The sequence below is a fragment of the Mesorhizobium sp. P2_D5 genome (genome assembly GCF_056404355.1).
This window is the reverse complement of sequence record NZ_JBFUEE010000006.1, coordinates 346141-366271: the sequence shown is the minus strand read 5'-3', so window position 1 is coordinate 366271 and position 20131 is coordinate 346141. Positions and strand designations below refer to the sequence as shown.

Genomic DNA, 20131 nt, shown 5'->3' with positions numbered 1-20131 from the left:
CTGCCCATCTCGCCCAGCCCGACCGAAGGGACGCCCATCCCTGCTGGTCAGCGGAAACCTATCGGAATCGATCGGCCCTCGATATGCCAACTTAACAACAACGTCTGGCTTTTTCGTGTCGGCGTTTCTGTGACCCAGGGTGGTGAAAGGGCTTGGGAGTCCGCCTCTGAGTCGCATGCGCGTCCATCGGATTCGATTTTGTCAAATCGCGTTTGATGTCAGATTCAACTGCGGGTAGATTAGACCCGAATCAGCCGGTCCTTGGGGGGCGCGGCAACCACCCAAAGTCTCTTGCTCCGGAGTTTTCCGGCACCAGACGCGGACGGCTTCGCGTTCCCTGAATGGATTCGGATCTGGTTGGCGCAGCCCTGCGCCAAGCGTGTGTCTTCGTCAAAGTAATGCGTATTCAGGTTCGGCGGCTGGCACCCAGCATCCGGACAGCAGAAACGATTCCGGCCAAAAGCAACAAGAATGAGCAGTCCCGCCGCGCTTCTTCAATCCGATACATTGGGCTCGCGCCTGACGTCGCGCGGTGATCTCACAAGCTTTTTCATGCAGCTGACCGCCGAGATCGGCGCCGACAGCTACATGCTGGTTGCCATTGTCCACGACCAGGACCGCAACGATGCTCGCATCGTTTCGTCCAACTGGATTTTCGACGCCATCGAACTGATCGGCAAGCGGCTGATCGCCGGGCTTGCACAAGGCGCGCTCACCGTTGCGCCCGGCATCCGCCCGAGACCGCTGGTGGCGTCGCAGGCGCCCGAGACGGACGGGTTGATCACGGGCGAGGAGGCCCGCCTTCTCGATGTGCTCGGTCACGCCGAGGTCTATTCGCTCAAGCTGAATGTCGGCCGGCAGCGCCTGTTCGCTCTGTTCTCGGCAGCGACTGCCGGTAGCATCGACCAGCCGGCGCTGATGAGGGCGCAGCTGAAATGCTGCTACGCGCTCTCGCACATCCCGCAGCTGATTGCCGCCGCCGCCATGCAGGATCCGCTGTCGGACCGCGAGCGCGAATGCCTGTTCTGGGTCTCCGAAGGCAAGACCACCGACGAGGTCGCCGTCATCCTTGGCGTCTCCTCCAACACCGTCAACAGCTACATCACCCACGCCATCCAGAAATTCGCGGCCAGCAACCGCGCGATGGCCATCGCCACGGCGATCAGGAGCGGCATCATTTGAAACAGGCCGATATCAAGGAGGCTGCCGAAGCCCTTTTCAACGAGCAGCGCAACCCGTTCGGCGCCTTCTCGCTCGGCTCCGAGACCCATCACGCCGTCACCATTCCAGACGCCGTGCGCCGCTGCCGATGGATCGCTGTCGACATCAACGCCTCGGCCTTCGGCCTGTTCTTCGTCAGCCCGTCGGCCGAACGGGCACGGCTCGTGCCTTGCCTCGATTCCGACTATCCCGGCGTTGCGGTGGCGACCAAGTTCATTTCAGGTGCCAATGGCGAGGAAATCGTGCGCCACACCCGCAACTCGACGGAACCGCGCTGGTGGACCGACGACGGCATCGCCGCCATGGCGGAGACGTTCGGCAATCTCGCCTGGACCGAGCAGATGGCACCGCTGGCGCCTGGCACGAGCGGCATCGCCTTCCCCGTCCATGCCGAGCGTGGGCAATGCGGCCTTGTCGTCTTCCTGGGGTCCGAGATCGTCCTGCCGCAGGACGCGCTCTACGAGATCCATGCCCGCTGCTTTTCGCTGTTTGCCGCTGTCGCCCTCATGCGCCCAAGCGATACCGGCCGCATGCGCGCGATTTCCAAGCGCGAGCTCGAATGCCTGAAGCTGACCGCCAATGGCAACACCAGCGAGGAGATCGCGCGGCTGCTGAAGCTTTCGGTGCACACCGCCAACCAGTACCTGACCCAATCCACCCAGAAGCTCAACGCGGTCAACCGCAACCAGGCGGTGGCCAAGGCGTTGCGGCTGGGGCTTATCGAATAGGGCAAATTCGTGGGTCTTTCAGCCGCAGCTCGGAAGCGGCCGATGTTCAGCGAAAGGCCAGCGGCTCGACCCTGCGGATGCGCGCTTGTTCGATCACCGCCTCGAGCAGGGCCGTGTTGTGCTCAGGGTCTTCGCCCGGCTTCTCGAACGAGACATAGTTGACCACCACGGAAGCACCGTGCTCGCTCAGCGTCAGCTGGAAATAGACGGTGACACCCGGCGGCCTCAGCTCCAGATCGAGCACGATGCGCGGGCTGCCGCTCCAGTCGACATGCGCCTCGCCGCCATGGCCGAGCCGCAGCGTACCCGGCATGAAAAACAGCTCCACCGCCGAATCGACCAGATCCGACAGGCACGCGAAATGCTCCAGCCGGATGAAGGCGATGTAGTCGGCGACATCGATCAGCCGGAGTTCCCCCACCACTTGCTCGATGGCGCTGGCGACGATGATCTCGCGGGAGTTTGCGTGCGGTTGCCGGTTCATGAAATCTGTCTGCGCTCAGCCTTTTTCGAGTAGACGACCCGCACCAGTTCGGCGACGGCCTGATAGAATTGCGACGGGATCACATTATCGACCGAAACTTGCTTGTACATGGAGCGGGCGAGCGCCACGTCCTCGAAGATCGGGATGTTGTGTTCCCGCGCGATCTCGCGGATTTTCAGCGCCACCAGATCCTGCCCCTTGGCCAGTACGATCGGCGCCGAATCTTCGTCGCGCACATATTTCAGCGCAATCGAGAAGTGGGTCGGGTTGGCGATGATCAGCGTCGCGCGCGGCACCGCCGTCATCATCCGTTTGCGCGCCCGGTCGCGCGCCAGCGAGCGCAGCCGCGACTTGACGATCGGGTCACCCTCGGACTGCTTGAACTCGTCCTTGACCTCCTGCTTGCTCATGCGCAGGTCCTGCTTCCAGTGGAAGCGCGACCAGACGATGTCGACCGCCGCGATCAGCCCCATGACGAAAACGATCGCCACCAGGATGTCGACGGCGATGCCACGGATGACGAGGCCGAACGCAACCGGATTGGTAATCATGCCGGCGAGCAGCTTACGGTGGTCTTCCGACAGCGTGAAGCTCAGCACGACGATGGCGAAACCGACCTTGCCGAGAGACTTCAGGAACTCGACCCAACCCTGAATGCCGAACAGCCTGTTCCAGCCCTTGGCAATCGAGATGCGCGAGAGTTGCGGCCGGATCCGCTCGCCGACGAATTGCGGCATGTTCTGGAACACCGAGGCGCCGACACCGGCAACGCTCAACAGCACCAGCAGGCTGACGATGGCGCGGCCCACCTCCAGGAGGACGATCTTGTAGAGTGCGATGACGTCGGTCTCGGTGTCCATCGGCCAGGCTTCCGGCTTCTCCAGGAACATCGACAGAAACATGCCGAGATCGATGATGGCGTCCTTGGCGTAGAAGACGGTGAACACCAGTATGGCGACGAAGGATGCCAGCAGCGCCGTCTCCCGCGAATGGGGCAGCTTGCCCTGTTCGATGGTGTCGCGGATCTTCTTTTCCGTCGCCTCTTCGGTTTTAGAATCCTTGTCGACCGCGTCAGCCATGTCGCGGTCTTAGGCGGCGTTCTGGGTCGAGGGAAGTTCGAAGGCGCCTTCGCGCGACAGCCGGATCGTCGTTGACACGATCGACTTGCGCGCTGCCATGATGTCGGCAAGGGCAACGCCCTCCGACCCTTGTCCGAGCTCGGCTTCGATCATGCGCCGCGACCGCGCGCCGATCGCCGACAGCGCCGCCTCGGCAAGCGCGGCCGAAGTGCCGCGCAAGGCCAGCGTGACCAGTTCGGTCGACAGCCCGTCGAACAGCAGCACCCGCGCTTTCTGGGTCAGCAGCGGCAAATCGTCGAAGGCGAACAGGCGAGCGCGGACGCCGTCGAGATCGGGCGTGCCGGCGGCCTCCAGGTCCTGCATGACCTCCTCGAGCAGCGGCTTGTCCAGTTCGTTGAGAACACTGGCGACGCGCGCCTGCCCGGCCGAAGTGTCCTTGGTCGAGGTTTCCGTCAGCACGCTGCTGCGCAGCCGGTTTTCGACGATCCTGGTGGCAGCGTCCGGAACATTAGCCATCGTCACCATGCGCTTGATGATTTCGCCGCGCGTCGGCTTGGTTAGCGTCAGGAGCACGCTCGCCGCCGCTTGCGGCGCCAGCTTCGACAGCACCATGGCCGCGGTCTGCGGATGTTCGCCGGCCAGGAAGGCGCCAAGCCGCGCCGGTTCGAGCTTTTCGAGCTCGGGCCAGATCGGCAGCGGGGCTTCCGGCGCGACCTCGAATTTCTTGTCGCCCATGATCGCGCTCATCTCTTCGGGCGAGAGCGATTCATTGAGGATTGTGTCCATCCTGTCGGCCGAATCGAGCAGTCCCGCCCCTTCGGTGAACTCGGCCTCGAACTCGGCGACGATGCGCTCTAGATCGCTTTGCGGAATGGTCCGCAGCAGCCGGGCGCCCTCGATCAGCGCCTTCAATTCTTCCTGCTTGAAGAATTTCAAGAGACGGCTGGCCGACGGTTTGCCCATCGCCACCAGTATGGCGGCCGCCTTCTGCGCTCGGGTCAAGGTCACCGGCGTCGTCATGCCTCTCGCCTCCGCTGCCACCGGCAAGCCCCGCAATCCATGTCTAGGCGCCCTTCGTGCCGGCGATGATTTCGGTCAGCCTGATGCCGAAGCGCGACGGATCGCTTTCCAGCACGGTGATCTCGCCGCGTGCGATCTTGCGGCCGTTGACCACGACGTCGACAGGTTCGCCGATGCGCCGGTTGAGCCCCACCGTCGAACCTTTCTGCAGCGCCATCAGGTCGGAGACCGGCATCTCGGTGCTGCCGAGGATGATCTGGACATCGACGGGGATGTTCATGATGACGCTTGAATTGGCTGATGAAGCGGCTCTGAACGCCGCGTCCGGGCGCTGTTCCTCTTCATGCAGGACCCCGCGCAATTCTTCGATGGCGCGGTCGAGCTGCTCGTCGGGCTGGTCGAGGTCGGCTTCCGCCTTGGTCTGGGCCATGAATCGTCTCCAAATGCTCAGGCGCGTCCGGCGGCAGCCGGCATCAGCCCGTCGATAAAATCCTGCCCGGCATCGTAGGGATGCCTGATTCGGACGGTGTAATTCTGACCCAGTTTGCCGAACTCGCATACGAACAGGGTCTTGCCGCGCGCGCTGAGACGCGCCTGCGACTGTGCCGTTTCCTCGAATTCGATGACCTTGCCGATTTCGAAATCGGCAAGGTCGCCGAGTGTCAGTCGTGCAAGCGGCATGGTGGCCTCTAGTGCCACCGTCGATCGCATCACTTCTTCCGAAAAGCGCGCGCGCCAGCTGGCGCTGTGATCGTCCTGGCTGACACCGGCGGCGCTATCGCGGCTGGCCAGCACGATACGCTGCGGCATCGTCACCGTGACGGTGCCGCTATCGGCCGGCGTCGAGATGCCAAAGACGATGCGGACTGCAGCGCCGTCGCGCAGCACGTGCCGTTTTGCTTCGGTGCCCGACATCGCCCGCGACACGGGCAGGCGCAGATCGAGCGAGCGCCGTCCGGATCCGTTCAGGGCCTGTGCGACCTGCTGGAACACCATGGTCGAGACATCGACCTCGATCTGCGACAGATCGCGCTCGATAGGCGATGCCGGCATCTCCGGGTCACCGCCGAACAGCGTAGAAACCGTGATTGCGATCGCCGGCGCATCGATCACCACGGTCATGGCATCGGACGACGTGGCTGATGCGACGATGGTCATGGCAAACGTATCGCCGGCATGCGAGCGCGCTTCCGCGACGCGGCTGATCTCGACGGTCCTGAGATCGACGGTGACCGGCACGCCAAGCTCACTGGTCAGGCTCTTCTGCAGCAGCGGCGCGGCGCGCTCGGCCATGCCCCGGCCGGTGCCGATGACCTGGGCGGCCTCGCCGCTGTCGCCGACCAGGCGCTCGATAATCAGCGAGCGGGCTTCCGAGGGGCTTCCCGGGCTTGTCATGACAATGCTGGGACCGATCTCTGGCGCATCGTTCAGGCAGCCTTCTTCTCGGCGGTGCCGGTGTTCATCGTGCTCTGCTCGACGGCGTCGATCGTTGGCCGCTCATAGGACGAGATGGTCTTGCGGCCAAACTCGATCGCCACCTGCGGCAGTGCGCCGTTCATGTAGGCCAGCAGCGTCTGCTTGACGATGATGTAGAGGCGGTTGTTCTTCTCGCGCACGGTCTTGATCTTGGTGGCGACCGGCCCGACCACCGCATAGGAAAGGAAGATGCCGAGGAAGGTGCCAACCAGGGCCGCGCCAATCAGGCCGCCGAGGATCTCAGGCGACTGGTCGAGCGCGCCCATCGCCTTGACCACGCCAAGCACGGCGGCGACGATGCCGAGCGCGGGCAGGCCGTCGCCGACCGCCACCATCGCGTGATAAGCCTTCATCTTGTCGGACTTGATGGTCTGGATTTCCTCGTCCATCAGCGCCTCGATCTCGTGCGAGCGGGCATTGCCGATGATGATGATGCGGCAGTAATCGCAGATGAAATTCATCAAATCGTGGTTCTTGAGCACGGTCGGAAAGGCCTGGAAGATCGCCGATTCCTCCGGATTGTCGATATGCGCCTCGACCTCGCTGCGCGATTTTGAGCGCAGCTCGCGCATCAGGCTGTGCAGCACGCCGAGCGTTTCGAGGTAGTTCTGTTCCTTCGGCACCGCCTGCTTGAACGCCTCGAGGATGGCCTTGCCGGTATCCTTGACCGTCTTCATCGGATTGGCGACCAGAAACGTGCCGAACGCGGCGCCACAGATGACCACGGCTTCCCACGGCTGGACCAGCACATGAAGATGGCCGCCCATGGCCATGAAGCCGCCAAGCACGCAGCCGAGCGTTACCACCAGTCCAATCAGAATGCCCACAACAGGTCCTTCCGCATTTCACATCGAAGCAAGGGATAGCCCTCGTGCCTTGTGTGAGGCTTGAATCGAAGCCGCGGATCCGATTCAGTTTCGCGCAAGGAAGTGGGGGTATTGTGCCGGCATAGCTTCGGCCGGAGGCACGTCTTTGCTTAATACCTTTACCAGCTACCAGCTCATCACCAAGGACATCTCGAAGTCGCTCGACAGGATCGAGCAGCAGCCCGTCGTTGACCGCGATACCAAATATTATCTCGCCAACATCACCAAGGTGAAATCGATCGACGATTTCGTCAAAAATGACCGGTTGTTCAAATATGCCATGAAGGCCTACGGCCTCGAGAACATGGACTACGCCAAGGCCTTCATGGTCAAGGCGTTGAAGGAAGGCGTCTCCGATCCCAACAGCTTTGCCAACAAGTTGACCGACAAGCGCTACGCCGAGTTCGTCAGCGCCTTCAACTTCGCCGCCAACGGCGCCGATGCGACCATCTACAACAAGACGCAGCAGATGGTGACCAAGAACTACGCCACGCAGGCGGCAATCGCCGGCCTCGATCCGAACTCCGACTATGTGAAGGGCGAGACGACATATTATCTCGCCAACATCACCAAGGTGAAGTCGATCGACGATCTGATGTCGAACAACCGGCTCTACACCTACGCCCTCGCGTCATTCGGCCTCGACGCGGCGACGCAGGACAAGGATCTCATCAAGCGGGTTCTGCAGGGCGGCGTCCGCGACCCCGACAGCGTCGCCAACAAGATGACGGACAAGACCTACGCAGCACTCGCCTCGGCTTTCAATTTCGAAGCCAATGGCGCGAGCGCCACCACCATCGTTTCGGCGCAGCAGCCGACCGTCGACAAGTACATGCGCCAGACGCTCGAAGAGGATGCCGGCAACACCAACCAGGGCGTACGGCTGGCGCTCTATTTCGATCGCAAGGCACCGATCATCACCAGTTGGTACGACGTGCTGGCCGACACTGCCCTTGCCAGCGTCGTGCGCACCGCGCTCGGGCTGCCCGATTCCTTCGCCACCGCCAACATCGACAAGCAGGCGCAGCTGTTCGAGCAGAAACTCGACATCTCGGATTTCACCGATCCCGAGAAGCTCGGCAAGTTCCTGACCCGCTTCACCAGCATGTACGAGATAAACAACCCGACCTCATCGGCGGTCAGCTCGGCCAGCGTGCTGTTTGCCCAGCCGATCACGGTCGGCATCTCCACCGACCTGATGATGGCCATGCAGAAATTGAGGTTCTGAGACCATCATGCGGGACAGCCTGTACGTCGCCCTTTCCTCACAGATCGCGCTCGAGCGCCGCCTCGACACGATCGCCGACAACGTCGCCAACGCCTCGACGGTCGGCTTTCGCGCTACCGGCGTGAAATTCGAGGATGTCGTCTCCGGCACCGGGCCGAAGTCGGTATCCTTCGCGTCTTCGGGCAAGACCTATCTTTCCGGCGCGCACGGCGCCTTGACCGAGACCGGAAATCCGTTCGATTTCGCCGTCCAGGGCGATGCCTGGTTCGCCATCGATACGCCGGTCGGCACCGTCATGACCCGCGACGGGCGCTTTTCGATGAATGAGAATGGCGAACTGATGTCGATCGAGGGCCACCCGGTGCTCGACGCCGGCGGTACCCCGATCCAGCTCGACCCCCGCAACGGTCCGCCCAAGGCCGGGGCCGACGGTTCGCTGCGCCAGAACGATCAGCTTGTCGGCTCCATCGGCCTCTACAATTTCGATCCCGGCGAGAATTTCGTCCGCTACGGCAATTCCGGGATCATTCCGGCGCGCACGCCGGAGCCGGTCACCGATCGCTCCGATACCGGCATCGCCCAGGGTTTTCTCGAAGAATCCAACGTCAATCCGGTGCTGGAGATCACCCGGCTGATCCAGGTGCAGCGCGCGTTCGAAAACACCGCGGCCCTGATGCGGCAGACCGACTCCTCCACCGACGAGGCGATCAAGACGCTCGGCTCGAAATAGTCCATGTCGCTCGACCAGCCATCCCTGCGCGCACCCGAAAGACAGCTCCAGCCGGCTCCCGAAGACCGGCTTGCCGCGCTGGAACGGGTATGGCGACGTTTCGCCGGCACCGAAGCGCTGCTCAAGCGCGGCGGCCGCGTCGTCGAAGTGACGTCCACGCACTACAAGGTGCGCGGCCTTTCCGACTTCGCCAGGCTGGGCGACATTGTCGAACAGCGCGGCCATGCCGGCGCACGCCGTGGCGAGATCGTCAAGATCAGCCGTGACGAGGTCGTCGTGGCACCCTTCGAACGCAGCGCCGATGCCGGCATCGGGGATGCCGTGTTCCGCCGCGGCCCGCTCGCGGTGGCGCCGCATGCCTCGTGGCGCGGCCGCACCATCGACGCGCTCACCAGGGCGATCGATGCCGGCCCCTCACTGGTCAGGGGTGACGACACGCCGAGCGGCGCCCGGACCACGCCCGGCGCCATGGCCCGGCAGCGCGTCGGCACCGCCTTCATGACCGGCGTCAAGGTCATCGACATCTTCACGCCGCTTTGTTTCGGCCAGCGCCTCGGCATCTTCGCCGGCTCCGGCGTCGGCAAGTCGACGCTGCTCGCCATGCTTGCCGGCGCCGACGCCTTCGATACCGTCGTCGTGGCGCTGATCGGCGAACGCGGCCGCGAAGTCCGTGAATTCCTCGAGGATACGATCGGCGACAGCATGGACAAGACCGTCGCCGTCGTCGCCACCAGCGACGAGAGCGCCATGATGCGCCGGCGTGCGCCCGACACCGCCATGCGCGTCGCCGAGCATTTTCGCGACCAGGGCCACCGCGTGCTTCTGGTGCTGGATTCGATCACCCGCTTCGCCCATGCCTTGCGCGAGGTGGCGACGGGAACCGGCGAGCCGCCGGTCGCCCGCGGCTATCCCGCTTCAGTGTTCACCGAACTGCCCAAGCTGCTCGAGCGCGCCGGACCGGGCGCCGAAGGCCCCGGGGTTGAAGGCAGGGGATCGATCACCGCCATCATTTCCGTGCTGGTCGACGGCGACGACCACAACGACCCGGTCGCCGACTCCGTGCGTGGCATCCTTGACGGCCATGTCGTGCTCGACCGTGCGATCGCCGAACAGGGCCGCTATCCGCCGGTCAATCCGCTGTCGTCCATATCGCGTCTTGCCGGCAAGGCCTGGAGCGCCGAACAGCGCGCGCTGGTGACGAGGCTGAAGTCGATGATCGCCCGCTTCGAGGACACGCGCGACATCCGTTTGCTGGGCGCCTATCAGGGCGGCGTCGACGCCGAGCTCGATATTGCCGTGCGCCAGGTGCCGCTGATCTACGAGGCGCTGACGCAATCGCCCAAGGACCGTCCGTCCGCCGAACCGTTCTCCGATCTCGCCCGTCACCTCAAGGGTAAGCTGAATGCCGATGCAGGAGACTGAACGCCAGTACACCGAGCGTATCCTGCGCGAGATGATCGCGGAGGCCAACGCTGCGGAACAAGCCAGGGCTGACGAAGCCAGATTTGCCAAGGCAAAGGCTGCCCGCGCCATAGCTGCGAAAGCCGAGGCTGTTCTAGCCCGGGCCGCCAAGCCAATCCTGCCCAGGGCCGCCAAGCCAATCCTGCCGAGGGCTGCCAAAGCCGAGCCTGTTCGGTCCAAGGCTGCTGAGCTCGCTCTGCCCAGGGATCCCCAGGCGGAGGCTGGCGAGATGACCCAAGCCAGCCGCGAGTCGCTGATCGACGGCCTGTTCCCCCGCACCGAATGGCCACAGCCGCCAAAGGCACAGTTTCCCAGGCTGAAAAAACAGTCCGACCGCCGCAGCGATTTCGTTGTTGCCGCGCTCGGCCTCACACTAGGGCTGATCTGCGCCCTGTTTCCTTGGTACATCTTCTTCAACCAGGAACAGTTTGGCGTCCAGGCGATCAAGTTCGGCGGCACCGGCACCAATTCGGGGCGGGCGGGCGGCGGCGTGGTCGCCGAACGCAGCGCGCCGCTGACGGTAAAGGACGTTCCTGCGGCCAATCTCGATCTGTTTGCCACGGGAACGGTGCAGGACGACGCCAATCCCGCGCCTGCGCCCGACGAGCAACCCTTCCCGGCCGACGCCGCGAAATTCCGCATGGTTCATGTCGCCAACGGCCGCGCCATGATCGAGGACGATGCCGGACTATGGATGGTCCAGCGGGGCTCGATATTGCCCGACTCCAGCCAAGTGTCTTCCATCGAGCAGCGCAACGGCAAATGGGTCATGGTCACCAGCACCGACCAGGTGATCGAACTCTCCAGGTAACGCCCCGTCTCGCGCGTCCGGTCATCCGCAAGGTCCGCGCAAGACTGGCGGCCTAGTCTTCGGGAACCCGCCCGGAGATTCCCATGGAGCCCGTTTCCCTTTTCGACCTCGCCGCCAAGCAAGCGCAATGGCTTGCCGTGCGCCAGTCCGCTATTGCCGGCAACATCGCCAACGCCAACACGCCGGGCTACACGGCAAACGATGTCGAGCCGTTCGAAAAAGTGCTCGACCGCACCGCGGTGTCGCTGCAGGCCACGCAGGCCGGCCATCTCGGCAACGCCGCGACCAATGCCGGCTTCACCGTCAAGCCGCAGGAAGATGACGGCGTTGTCATGCCGTCCAAGAACTCGGTCGTGCTGGAAGATCAGTTGATGAAGGCCGGCGAAGTGCGTCGCTCCTTCGAGCTCAACACGGCGATCGTCAAGGCGTTCCATTCGATGATGATGATGGCGGTGAAGAGCTGACCATGGACGCGCTGATCTCAGCCCTCAAAGTCGCAGCATCCGGCCTCGGCGCCCAGTCGGAGCGCTTGCGCGTGGTTTCGGAAAACCTGGCCAACGCCCAGTCGACCGGCACGACGCCAGGGTCCGATCCCTATCGCCGCAAGACCATCAGCTTCGTCTCCGAGCTCGACCGGACCTCTGGCAGCTCGACGGTCGAAGTGAACTCGATCGATCGCGATCCCAGTGACTTTCCCGTCGAGTTCCAACCCGGCAACGAGGCCGCCGACGACAAGGGTTATGTCAAGATGCCCAACGTCAACGTGCTGATCGAAATGGCCGACATGACCGAGGCCAACCGTTCCTACGAAGCCAATCTCCAGGTCGTCAAGCAGGCGCGCGACCTGATTTCCATGACCATCGACCTGATGAGGAACCAGTAATGATCAGCGGTATCGGAGCCCTTCAGTTCAAGTCCTCGGTCGGTGGCGACGACGCGGTGACAAGCCTGCTCCAGGGCGGCGCGACCCCCTCGGCCGGTGGCAATATCGGCACCTCCTTCGCCGAGGCGCTGAGCCAGGCGGCCTCCAAGACCGTCAGCACGATGCAGAATGCCGAGCAGGTATCGGTGCAGGCGCTCAAGGGCGACGCCGACACCCGTCAGGTGGTCGACGCCGTGATGAGCGCGCAGCAGGCGCTTCAGACCGCCGTCGCCATCCGCGACAAGGTGGTTTCCGCCTATCTCGAAGTCAGTCGAATGGGCATCTGAGGAATTCCGCCATGAAAGCACTCGCCATCGCCGCCACTGGCATGAATGCCCAGCAGACAAACCTGGAAGTCATCGCCAACAACATCGCCAACATCAACACCACCGGCTACAAGCGCGCACGCGCCGAATTCTCCGACCTGCTGTACCAGGTCGACCGCACGCAGGGCGTGCCCAACCGCTCCAATACCTCGCTGGTGCCGGAGGGCGTCTCGATCGGCCTCGGCGTCAAGACGACGGCCGTGCGCAACGTCCACACCCAGGGCGAACTGACCAGCACCGGCAACAGTTTCGACCTGGCGCTGACCGGCAGGGGCTGGTTCCAGATCGAAGGCGCCGACGGCGGCACGCTCTACAGCCGCGCCGGCGCCCTCAACACCAACGCCACCGGACAGCTGGTAACGGTGGACGGCGCCAGTGTCATTCCGGCAATCACCGTTCCCACCGACGCCGTTGAGGTTATCGTCAACAAGACCGGCCAGGTCTTCGCCCGCATCGATGGCCAGGCTGACCTGCAGAACCTCGGCCAGATCCAGATCGCCAATTTCGCCAACGAAGCGGGTCTCGCCCCGCTCGGCGACAATCTGTTCCAGGAAACCACGGCTTCCGGGCCGGCGAATGTCGGCGTGCCGGGCGATCCCGGCTTTGCCACCATCCAGCAGGGCTATCTCGAGGCCTCCAACGTCGACCCGGTCAAGGAAATCACCGAGCTGATCTCGGCGCAGCGCGCCTATGAAATGAACTCCAAGGTCATCCAGGCCGCCGACGACATGGCCTCGGTCGTTTCCAAGAACATCAGGTAGGGATGATGGCCATGCCGATCTCCTGCTCCGCATTCCGCCGCACCGCGCTTGTCCTTGCGCTGGTGACCGGCTGCATGCCGGCTTTCGCCCAGGAATCGGCAGATCAATCGGCAGGCCAATCGGCCACTCAGATCGCCAGCAACCAACCTGCCGGCGAGGTCGTATTGATCCCCAACCGGGTCATCTATCCCGGCGAGACCATCGAGCTAGGCGCACTCAAGCGCGTGACCCTGGTCGCCGGCAAGCACAAGCCGGACGCGGTCGCCACGCGGGCCGAGGAACTCGACGGCAAGGTCGCCAAGCGCACGCTTCTGCCAGGCCGCTACATTCCCTCCGCCGCCGTCCGTGAGGCCTGGCTGGTCGAACAGGGCGCGTCCGTGCAGGTCTTCTTCATCGCCGGCGGACTGACGATCTCGGCCACCGCGGTGACGTTGCAGCCGGGTTCCGCCGGCGACCTTGTCAAGGTCCGCAACGTCGACAGCGGCAAGATCCTGTCCGGCACGGTGATGGCGGATGGGACCATCCAGGTCAGCGCTTCATGATGCGCGGACTTGCCCTGATCCTGGCCGCCGTGCTGGGCCTGCAGCCGGCGCTGGCCGACGGCCTGACGCCCAAGGCTAAGCGCGAGCTCGCCGCCAAGAATGGCGGCGTCTACGACGATCCCGAATACAATCCGGCCACCACCAGCCGCATGTTCCGGGTTTCGTCGGGGCCGAGTTCGCTGCCACCGGGCCAGGTCGCCTCGCGCATCAAGGACATCGCCCAACTGCAGAGTTCCCGCGACAACCAGCTGGTCGGCTACGGCCTGGTCATCGGGCTTGCCGGGTCGGGCGACAGCCTGCGCAACTCGCCGTTCACCGAACAATCGATCCGCGCCATGCTCGAAAATCTCGGCATCGCCACCGAAGGCGGCAGCGCACGCGCCAAGAATGTCGCCGCCGTCATCGTCACCGCCAACATGCCGCCCTACGTGCAGTCCGGCGCCCGCATCGACATCGACGTCTCCTCGATGGGCGATGCCACCTCGCTCGCCGGCGGCACGCTGATCATGACGCCTTTGAAGGCGGCTGACGGCGAGATCTATGCCGTCGGCCAGGGCTCGGTCATCGTTTCCGGCTTCACCGCCAAGGGACAGGCCGAGCAGCTGACGCAAGGCGTGCCGACTTCCGGCCGTGTGCCGAACGGCGCCATCGTCGAGCGCGCGGTCCAGGCCGAGTTCGACGATCAGGCGACGCTGACCCTGCAATTGCGCAACCCCGACTTCTCGACCGCCATTCGCATCGCCGACGCCATCAACGACTACACCAGCCAGCGCTTCGGCGCGCGGGTTGCGGCCGAGCGCGATTCCCGCACCGTGCAGATCAGGAGGCCGAAGGGTGTTTCGGCGGCCCGCTTCTATGCCGAGATCGAAAACCTGGTGGTCGAATCCGACACCCCGGCCCGCGTCGTCATCGACGAGCGCACCGGCACCATCGTCATCGGCAACGACGTCAAGATCTCGCGGGTTGCCATCAGCCACGGCACGCTCACCGTGCGCATCACCGAAGCGCCGCGCATCGTCCAGCCCGAGCCTTTCTCCAGGGGCGAGACGGCCGTCGAGCCGTTCACCGCCATCGACGCCAGCCGGCCCGATGCCCGCGTCGCCGTGCTTGACGGACCCGATCTCGAAACGCTCGTTTCCGGCCTCAACCGTCTCGGCGTCAAGCCGGACGGAATCATTGCCATTCTGCAGGGCATCAAGTCGGCCGGCGCCCTGCAGGCCGACCTGGTTCTGCAATAGGCGATGCCGATGACGCGCTCCCTCTCACGCCACGAAAGACGCCGCGCCGCCGCAATCCTGTTCGCGGCCGCTATTGTCGCCATGTCCTTAGCCGCCGGCACGGCGCGCGGCGAAGAAACGGTTCGCCAGGTCCTGCCGGGCGCGCCTGCGGCCGAGTCACCGCAGCAATTGACGCGGGAGAAGGCGCCGGATCAAAGTGAGATCGAGCGCTTCTGCTCCAACATCGCCGACGCCGCCCGCGACCGCCGCTATGCCTTGCAGGCGGAAGAGATGAAGCAGCTGCAGGCCGGCATCGACCAGCGCATGAAGGCGCTGGAGGAGAAGCGGGCCGAATACGAGACCTGGCTGAAGCGACGCGAGGTTTTCCTGGCCCGCGCCGAGGACGGCGTCGTCCAGATCTATGCCGGCATGAAGCCTGACGCCGCCGCCGAGCGGCTGGCCATCGTCAACGCCGACCTGGCGGCGGCCATACTGATGAAGCTCGATTCACGCAAGGCGAGCGTCATCCTCAACGAAATGGACCAGAAGGCGGCGGCGACGCTCACCGGCATCATGGCCAGCGCAGCCCGAAGGGTAGATCCGTCATGATCCGCAAGATGCTCGTCGTGTGCGCGGTCGCCGGGCTGTCCGGTTGCGGAACCAACCTGAAGGAGGTCGGCAAGGAGCCGGCTTTGTCCCCGGTCGGCTCCGGCATCGATGGCGGCAACACCTCGTCCCTCTATCGCTATCCGCAAACGTCGCCCACGCCGGTCAAGAAATTCTCCTTGTGGGATGACCGCCAGAGCCGGCTGTTCACCGACCCGCGGGCGCTGTCGCAGGGCGACATCCTGACCGTCAAGATCAAGATCAACGACAGGGCCAACTTCAAGAACCAGAACGACAGGAGCCGCACCGCCAACCGCAAGCTCGGCTACGACCTCAGCGCGCAGTGGGACAAGTGGAGCACCGCCGGCAAGGGCGCCGGCGCTCTCACCTCCACCACGGACACGACGGCCGACGGCGAGATCAAGCGCTCGGAAACGCTTGAACTCAATGTCGCGGCCATCGTCACCGATGTCCTGCCGAACGGCAATTTGATGATCACGGGATCGCAGGAAGTGCGCGTCAACGCCGAGCTCAGGGTGTTGACCCTCGCCGGTATCGTGCGGCCGGCCGATATCGGCGCCGAGAACACCATTCCCTACGAACGCATCGCCGAAGCACGCATCTCCTACGGCGGGCGCGGCCGCATCACCGAGGTCCAGCAACCTGCCTACGGCCAGCAGATTCTCGACCAGGTCCTTCCGTTCTAGGATTGGGGAACACGGCACCGTGGCAAACGTCGAACAGGTCCAGCCGCGCAAGGGTCCCTCCCTTGCCATCCAGGCCGTCATGCTGCTGGTTGTGACCGCGGCCGCCATCGGCATGGGCTGGATGTCCGGCGGCTATCTCAAGGGCGTCGGGGCACCGTCGTCGGTGCCGGTCGCGCCCGAGAACGAAGGCAAGACCGCACAGCCCGCCGCGGCGGGTGAGCCAGGCGTGGGGCCGACGCTCGTCGTGCTGGCGCCGATCACCACCAACATCTCCTCGCCTGCCGATACCTGGATCAGAATGGAAGCGTCCGTCGTCTATGACGGGCCGCAGCCCCAGTCCATGACGGATGACATCCACCAGGACCTTCTGGCCCTGGTGCGCACCTTGAAGATGCATCAGATCGAGGGTGCCAGCGGTTACCAGCACCTGAAGGCCGATCTCGAGGAACGCGCCTCGATCCGCAGCCAGGGTCACGCCAAGCAGATTCTTATCAGGACATTGCTGCTCGAATGAGAAAGTTCCTTCTCGCCACGGCGATGATCGCCGCCGCCACCTCCGTCGCGGCGGCGCAGCAACTCGACCTCGGTGGCATCGGCAAGGTCGATGGCACCACCGTCGGCTACATCATCCAGATGTTCGGGCTGCTGACGGTGCTGTCGGTGGCGCCGGGCTTGCTGATTATGGTGACGAGCTTCACCCGTTTCGTCATCGCCTTCTCGATCCTGCGCGCCGGTATCGGCCTGCAGTCGACGCCCGCCAACCTCATTCTCATTTCACTGTCGCTGTTCATGACCTTCTATGTCATGGCGCCGACCTTCGATCAGGCCTGGAACACCGGCGTCAAACCGCTGATGGACAACCAGATCACCCAGACCGTAGCCTTCGACAAGATTTCGGATCCATTCCGCACCTTCATGTTGCGCAATGTGCGCGACAAGGATTTCGACCTCTTCGCCGATCTCGCCCGCGAGCGCGGCCAGACCGTTTCGCGCGACACCGTCGACCTGCGCATCCTGGTGCCCGCCTTCATGATCTCGGAAATCCGACGCGGCTTCGAGATTGGCTTCCTGATCGTGCTGCCATTCCTGGTCATCGACCTGATCGTCGCCACCATCACCATGGCGATGGGCATGATGATGCTGCCGCCGACGGTGGTGTCGCTGCCGTTCAAGATCCTGTTCTTCGTCCTGATCGACGGCTGGAATCTGCTTGTCGGCAGCCTTGTGCGCTCCTTCAACTGAGCGCTGGCAACTGATCCCTGGCGGCTGGTCGCCATCGCGCGTCTCCAGCGCAGAATTCAAGCAATATATTTTCGATTAACCGTCCGGTTTAGCCCTTTGGTAGGGACTTGCCCGCATATTCGCTCGCAGATGGCGGGTGATCGATTTCGAAGATCATTGGCATGATGCCGCACCGTCATACCGGGAGGCCCGGTATGTCAAAAAAACACCTGTAAAATCAAGGTACGAGTACCATGTCCAGCATCATGACGAACTCCGCCGCGTTGACGGCCCTGCAGAGCCTTAACGCCACCAGCAAATCCCTCCAGGACACCCAGGCGCGCATCTCGACCGGTTACCGCGTTTCGCAGGCCTCGGACAACGCCGCCTATTGGTCGATCGCCACCACGATGCGCTCAGACAACCAGGCAATGTCCACCGTTTCGGACGCACTCGGCCTCGGCGCTTCGAAGGTCGACACCGCCTACACCGGCATGAACAGCGCGATCTCCACCATCAACCAGATCAAGGCCAAGCTGCTGGCATCCTACGGCCAGACGGACGCCTCGAAGGAAAAGACCCAGGTCGAAATCGCCGCCCTTCAGGACCAGATGAAGTCCTTTGCCACCGGCGCCACCTTCTCAGGCACCAACATGCTGTCCGTAGACAGCGGCGCAACAGCCACGACGGCGGCCGATGTGAAGATCCTTTCGGCCTTCAACCGTGACGCCGCCGGTGCGTCTTCGATCTCGACGATCGACGTCAAGGTGGAAAACATCAAGCTCTATGAAGCTGGTACCACCGCGACACTCAACAAGGGCATCCTGGACTCGCAGCGCACGGGCTCCACCGGTGTGGCCACCCTCACGGCCGTTGCCGTGACCCTGGGCGCCGCCGCAACGGCCACCGACACTTACTCGGCCGCCAGCCTGAAGATCTTCGACACCGCAACGGGCAAAGCCGCGGGCGACGATCAGATCAAGCAGATGATGACCGTCATCGACTCCGCGCTCGCCGACATGACCAACGCCGCCACCACGCTCGGCGCCGCCAAGAGCAGTATCGACCTGCAGAAGACCTTCACCTCCGACCTGATGGACTCCATCGATCGCGGTGTCGGCCAGCTCGTCGATGCCGACATGAACAAGGAATCGACCCGTCTGCAGGCCCTGCAGGTCCAGCAGCAGCTCGGCGTCCAGGCGCTGTCGATCGCCAACGGTTCGTCGCAGTCGATCCTGTCGCTCTTCCGCGGCTAATCGCCTTCGCCTGATCACAGTTCGCACTAAACATCGGGCCGCGCCAAAAGCGCGGCCCGATTTGCGTTTGCTCGACTTGCCCTTGCAAGCCTCGCACAATGCTCGTTCCTTAACTCTCAAAGGCCAGCTTTTAACAGGCTGTTAACCATGCCGCGCTAGTTATGGTTAACCAATAGCTTACGACCGTTGGCGAATCGGTCCGACCGGCACGATGCCACCCGTTGAACAGGCCTGTCCGGCATGTCTGAGCATGTCGGTTTTTGAGAAGGAGCGACTTTCTTGGCGAGCATCATGACAAACGCTGCGGCGTTAACCGCACTTCAAAGCCTCAGCGCCACCAACAAGTCACTCGAACAGACGCAGGCTCGCATCTCGACGGGCTATCGGGTCTCGCAGGCCTCGGACAACGCCGCCTACTGGTCGATCGCCACCACGATGCGCTCGGACAACTCGGCCCTGTCGACGGTGCAGGATGCACTCGGCCTCGGCGCCTCGAAAGTCGACACCGCCTACACCGGCATGAACAATGTGCTGACCACGATCGGCCAGATCAAGACCAAGCTGCTTTCGACCGTCGGCCAGACGGATGCCGCCAAGGCGAAAACCCAGACCGAGATCAATGCGCTTCAGGCGCAGATGAAGTCCTTTGCCGATGCGGCGACCTTCTCAGGCTCGAACTTCCTTGCGGTAACCTCCAAGCAGACTGCCGTCCCCAATGATGGCGTCCAGGCCGACTCCCAGATCGTGTCCTCGTTCAATCGCTCCTCGTCGGGCGCCGTCTCGATCGGAACGATCGACATCGATGTCGAGGGCACCAAGCTTTTCGACTACGGCCTTGCCACCGAGGTCAAGAATCGCGGCACCCTCGATCGCCAGACTTCGATTTATGCCACGGGAGCCGCCCAGACCCTGTATGACAACGCCTATGCGACCGCGCTCGCTGGCGGAGCAACGGACATCGCGGCAAACACTGCTGGTCAGGCGGCGGCGGGAGCGGTCGTCCCCAAGGTCGACAACATCTCCGCCTACAACCTCGACATCACCGCGGCCGGCGTAACCGACGACATCATCACCCAGATGGTGACCAGGATCGACAAGGTCATGGCGCAGTTGACCGATTCCGCAACCATCCTCGGTTCGGCCAAGAGCAGCATCGACCTGCAGAAGACCTTCACCCAGAGCCTGATGGACTCCATCGACCGTGGTGTCGGCCAGCTCGTCGATGCCGACATGAACAAGGAATCGACCCGGCTCCAGGCGCTGCAGGTTCAGCAGCAACTCGGCATCCAGTCGCTGTCGATCGCCAACAGCGCTTCGCAGAGCATCCTGTCGCTGTTCAAGAACTAGTCGCGGGCGCCACCGGCACCGTCCTTTTCGCACTCCGATTAACGGGCCGCGCCGCAAGCGCGGCCCGATTTCATTTTCGCACAAGCTTCGAAGACTACTGTTCCGGCGGACAGTCATGCTGG

24 protein-coding genes are annotated in these 20131 nt (G+C 63.5%); 18 read left to right on the top strand and 6 right to left on the bottom strand.

Annotated elements, in window-relative coordinates; genetic code table 11:
- Positions 1-471: 471 nt before the first annotated feature.
- Positions 472-1182 carry a helix-turn-helix transcriptional regulator gene (locus AC1DYW_RS25755; protein WP_477228060.1) on the top strand — a complete coding sequence of 237 codons (711 nt, stop codon included), beginning with the start codon at positions 472-474 and terminating at the stop codon, positions 1180-1182.
- Complete coding sequence (locus tag AC1DYW_RS25750) at positions 1179-1949, top strand: helix-turn-helix transcriptional regulator (RefSeq protein WP_457151607.1); 771 nt, start codon at positions 1179-1181, stop codon at positions 1947-1949. Before AC1DYW_RS25755 ends, AC1DYW_RS25750 begins: the two co-directional genes overlap by 4 nt.
- Before the next feature lie 46 nt (positions 1950-1995).
- Here AC1DYW_RS25750 and AC1DYW_RS25745 read toward each other — a convergent pair whose 3' ends face one another.
- Genes AC1DYW_RS25745 through motA form a run of 6 tightly spaced genes read right to left on the bottom strand, consistent with a single transcriptional unit; the run spans position 1996 to position 6835 of the window.
- The gene (locus tag AC1DYW_RS25745) at positions 1996-2433 is read right to left on the bottom strand and encodes a hypothetical protein (RefSeq protein WP_457151606.1); all 438 of its coding nucleotides are present in this window, start codon (positions 2431-2433) and stop codon (positions 1996-1998) included.
- Positions 2430-3512 carry a flagellar biosynthesis protein FlhB gene (gene flhB / locus AC1DYW_RS25740; protein WP_095084498.1) on the bottom strand — a complete coding sequence of 361 codons (1083 nt, stop codon included), beginning with the start codon at positions 3510-3512 and terminating at the stop codon, positions 2430-2432. Before flhB ends, AC1DYW_RS25745 begins: the two co-directional genes overlap by 4 nt.
- A gap of 9 nt (positions 3513-3521) precedes the next feature.
- Positions 3522-4532 (bottom strand): flagellar motor switch protein FliG, encoded by a 1011-nt coding sequence (locus AC1DYW_RS25735; RefSeq protein WP_457151605.1) that lies wholly within the window; start codon positions 4530-4532, stop codon positions 3522-3524.
- Between the two features lie 43 nt (positions 4533-4575).
- Positions 4576-4962 carry a flagellar motor switch protein FliN gene (gene fliN / locus AC1DYW_RS25730; RefSeq protein WP_457151604.1) on the bottom strand — a complete coding sequence of 129 codons (387 nt, stop codon included), beginning with the start codon at positions 4960-4962 and terminating at the stop codon, positions 4576-4578.
- 17 nt (positions 4963-4979) lie between these two features.
- Positions 4980-5927 carry a FliM/FliN family flagellar motor switch protein gene (locus tag AC1DYW_RS25725; protein ID WP_477228059.1) on the bottom strand — a complete coding sequence of 316 codons (948 nt, stop codon included), beginning with the start codon at positions 5925-5927 and terminating at the stop codon, positions 4980-4982.
- Between the two features lie 32 nt (positions 5928-5959).
- Positions 5960-6835, bottom strand: coding sequence for a flagellar motor stator protein MotA (motA, locus tag AC1DYW_RS25720; protein WP_095084502.1), 876 nt, complete (start codon positions 6833-6835; stop codon positions 5960-5962).
- A 145-nt stretch (positions 6836-6980) separates the two neighbouring features.
- Here motA and AC1DYW_RS25715 point away from each other — a divergent pair, with 145 nt between their 5' ends.
- The 16 genes from AC1DYW_RS25715 (at position 6981) to AC1DYW_RS25640 (ending at position 20009) form a co-directional block, all read left to right on the top strand.
- Positions 6981-8102 carry a DUF1217 domain-containing protein gene (locus AC1DYW_RS25715; protein WP_477228058.1) on the top strand — a complete coding sequence of 374 codons (1122 nt, stop codon included), beginning with the start codon at positions 6981-6983 and terminating at the stop codon, positions 8100-8102.
- Between the two features lie 7 nt (positions 8103-8109).
- Positions 8110-8832, top strand: coding sequence for a flagellar basal-body rod protein FlgF (flgF, locus tag AC1DYW_RS25710; protein ID WP_457151601.1), 723 nt, complete (start codon positions 8110-8112; stop codon positions 8830-8832).
- A 3-nt stretch (positions 8833-8835) separates the two neighbouring features.
- A complete protein-coding gene (gene fliI / locus AC1DYW_RS25705) occupies positions 8836-10254 on the top strand; it encodes a flagellar protein export ATPase FliI (protein WP_457151600.1) in 1419 nt (472 codons plus the stop codon).
- Positions 10235-11104: a hypothetical protein gene (locus tag AC1DYW_RS25700; protein ID WP_457151599.1), complete on the top strand. Its 870-nt coding sequence runs from the start codon at positions 10235-10237 to the stop codon at positions 11102-11104. Before fliI ends, AC1DYW_RS25700 begins: the two co-directional genes overlap by 20 nt.
- 83 nt (positions 11105-11187) lie before the next feature.
- A complete protein-coding gene (gene flgB / locus AC1DYW_RS25695) occupies positions 11188-11568 on the top strand; it encodes a flagellar basal body rod protein FlgB (RefSeq protein WP_095084506.1) in 381 nt (126 codons plus the stop codon).
- Between the two features lie 2 nt (positions 11569-11570).
- The gene (gene flgC / locus AC1DYW_RS25690; protein ID WP_095084507.1) at positions 11571-11987 is read left to right on the top strand and encodes a flagellar basal body rod protein FlgC; all 417 of its coding nucleotides are present in this window, start codon (positions 11571-11573) and stop codon (positions 11985-11987) included.
- The gene (gene fliE, locus AC1DYW_RS25685) at positions 11987-12313 is read left to right on the top strand and encodes a flagellar hook-basal body complex protein FliE (RefSeq protein WP_477228057.1); all 327 of its coding nucleotides are present in this window, start codon (positions 11987-11989) and stop codon (positions 12311-12313) included. Before flgC ends, fliE begins: the two co-directional genes overlap by 1 nt.
- 11 nt (positions 12314-12324) lie before the next feature.
- A complete protein-coding gene (gene flgG, locus AC1DYW_RS25680; protein ID WP_095084509.1) occupies positions 12325-13113 on the top strand; it encodes a flagellar basal-body rod protein FlgG in 789 nt (262 codons plus the stop codon).
- Between the two features lie 5 nt (positions 13114-13118).
- Positions 13119-13655: a flagellar basal body P-ring formation chaperone FlgA gene (gene flgA, locus AC1DYW_RS25675; protein WP_477228056.1), complete on the top strand. Its 537-nt coding sequence runs from the start codon at positions 13119-13121 to the stop codon at positions 13653-13655.
- Entirely contained in the window at positions 13652-14893 is a 1242-nt protein-coding gene (locus AC1DYW_RS25670) for a flagellar basal body P-ring protein FlgI (RefSeq protein ID WP_095084511.1), read from the top strand. The genes flgA and AC1DYW_RS25670 overlap by 4 nt, the downstream gene beginning before the upstream one ends.
- 3 nt (positions 14894-14896) lie before the next feature.
- Positions 14897-15481, top strand: coding sequence for a MotE family protein (locus AC1DYW_RS25665; RefSeq protein ID WP_477228055.1), 585 nt, complete (start codon positions 14897-14899; stop codon positions 15479-15481).
- Positions 15478-16185, top strand: a complete 708-nt coding sequence (gene flgH, locus AC1DYW_RS25660) for a flagellar basal body L-ring protein FlgH (protein ID WP_477228054.1) — start codon at positions 15478-15480, stop codon at positions 16183-16185. The genes AC1DYW_RS25665 and flgH overlap by 4 nt, the downstream gene beginning before the upstream one ends.
- A gap of 19 nt (positions 16186-16204) precedes the next feature.
- Complete coding sequence (locus tag AC1DYW_RS25655; protein WP_477228053.1) at positions 16205-16699, top strand: flagellar basal body-associated FliL family protein; 495 nt, start codon at positions 16205-16207, stop codon at positions 16697-16699.
- Positions 16696-17427, top strand: a complete 732-nt coding sequence (gene fliP / locus AC1DYW_RS25650; protein WP_477228052.1) for a flagellar type III secretion system pore protein FliP — start codon at positions 16696-16698, stop codon at positions 17425-17427. Before AC1DYW_RS25655 ends, fliP begins: the two co-directional genes overlap by 4 nt.
- Positions 17428-17660: 233 nt before the next feature.
- Positions 17661-18662 (top strand): flagellin N-terminal helical domain-containing protein, encoded by a 1002-nt coding sequence (locus tag AC1DYW_RS25645; RefSeq protein WP_095084515.1) that lies wholly within the window; start codon positions 17661-17663, stop codon positions 18660-18662.
- A gap of 279 nt (positions 18663-18941) precedes the next feature.
- Entirely contained in the window at positions 18942-20009 is a 1068-nt protein-coding gene (locus AC1DYW_RS25640) for a flagellin N-terminal helical domain-containing protein (protein ID WP_477228051.1), read from the top strand.
- Positions 20010-20131 lie beyond the last annotated feature (122 nt).